The 1,934-nt window shown below is 61.6% G+C and carries 1 protein-coding gene; it reads right to left on the reverse strand.

Annotated features, from left to right (window positions below):
• The coding region (locus tag CW742_RS11400; RefSeq protein WP_292420486.1) for a cobaltochelatase subunit CobN at window positions 1-1,934 on the reverse strand (1,934 nt) is incomplete at both ends.

The following is a 1,934-nucleotide window of genomic DNA, read 5'->3' on the forward strand; positions in this document are numbered from 1 at the left end:
GATGTACCGTTCGATCATCTGGTCTGCAAGCGTTTTTCCGGTCTTCCATGCGGCCGGTGTCGGGACGGATGCCGGGTCGATGGAGTACGCGTTCCTGCCGGTCGGGAGGAGGTGGGCATTGCCCCGCGTTGGATCGCCGGAAGGGCCGGGCGGGATATACCCGCCGTCAAGGGCCCGGACCATGTTTGCGATCTCGTCCGTCGTCTGGTTGAGCCTGCCTGCAAGATCATCGCAGATGAACGCCGTACATGCCTCAAGGGCTGCGACACGGACCCCGTACCTGTCCCGTATCTCCGCGAGTGCCGCATTCCGGTCATACCCTGACCGAGCCATCACGCTGACGAGGCGCCGGCTTTCCTCATCGATCAGGTCAACGAGCGCACCGTTCGGTCTGCCATACGATTCATTGAACCCGGACGGGCAGTCCTGCAGTTCGCGGAGGGACAGGGACATCGCAGCGGCAGTGCTCTCCCGCAGGGACGGAACCTTCCCGTTCTCAAGCCGCGGAAGTGCATAGATCATCTCTTCGAACCGCTCGCCCGGGGGCGGGGAGCCGAAGATGTGGAGCCCGTCCTTGATGATGGAATCCCGGATCCCGCAGAGATAGTCGTACAGCCGCTCCGCGTTCCGTGCGACCTCTTCGATACCGGTATCGGCCGGGAGGCCGAGGTCATTTGTCAGGTTCCGGGCAATAACGATCTCATGAATTTCACCGGCCAAGCCGGCTGCTTTCTGCACTTCCCCGCCGCGTTTTGCACGGAAGTACTCCTGCAGGATACTGTCCAGCTGTGCAAGGTCGCCGTACCCCCCGGCCCGCATCATCGCGGGAGGCAGGTGGCCGAGCACCGCCGCCCAGCTCCTCCGCTTGACCTCGATCATCTCCCCGGGATCATTGATGATATAGGGTGAGACGTGGGGCATGTCCTCGAATACGAGGTCGGGATAGCACTCCTCAGAGAGGGCATTCCCCTTGCCGGGGAGCCATTCCAGCGTGCCATGCGTCCCCATATGGATGACTACATGGGCACCAAGCACGTGTCTCATCCACCGGTAGTAGGCAAGGTAGTGGTGCGGCATCACAAGGTCGGTGGAATGGATCAGGCTTTCGACCTGCTCGAACAGGCCCCGGGGCGGCTGGATCCCGATGAAGATGTTCCCGTTGAGGAGCCCGGGCATGCAGAGTTCCCCTGCTGTCTCAAACAGCGTACCGGGTGCCTCTCCCCAGTCGGCAGAGATCTTGGCCCGGTTCTTTTCCGGCAGGTTCTCAAACCACTGCCGGTACTGCACGGCGCTGACCGTTCCTGCCGCACGCTCCTTCATCTGGTCCTCGGAGATATACTGCGTGTCGTTCGTCAGCCCGTCAATCATCTCCTGTATGAGATCGTTTCCGGTCTCCGGGATGTGATCCACCCGGTATCCCTCCTCATTCAGCCGGCGCAGGATATCGATGACACTTTGGGGCGTGTCGAGGCCCCCGGCATCCCCGAGCGCCTCCGTCCCGCCGGTGTACTGGTACAGCAGGATCGCCACCTTCCGGTCCCGGGCCGGCGTCCGCTTCAGTTCCGCCCAGCGTCGGGCCATCTGTGCGATCCGCCCGGGACGTCCCGGGATGGGCAGCGCCATGTTCTTCCTGCCTTCATACTCTCCGGTTGCGGCAAGGGGGATCGCAATGATCTGCCCGTCGAACTCCGGCCAGATAACTCCGGACGAGATCTCCATCGCAGAGAGCCCCTGTTCATCGTTCCACCAGTCCTCGTACGAACGGTACATAGTGATGGTCTGGAGCAGGGGGACATTCAGGTCATTGAAAAAATTGTAAACCGGCCCTGTTTTAGTGCCGTCGTTGGGATCGGAGAGCGAGATCTGGGAGAACGACATCGTGACAATGAGGACGTCGATAACCGGGCGACCGTCGCGAATCAGGTGCTCTGCAA

The sequence above is a fragment of the Methanoregula sp. genome, assembly GCF_002835825.1.
Classification (GTDB): domain Archaea; phylum Halobacteriota; class Methanomicrobia; order Methanomicrobiales; family Methanospirillaceae; genus Methanoregula.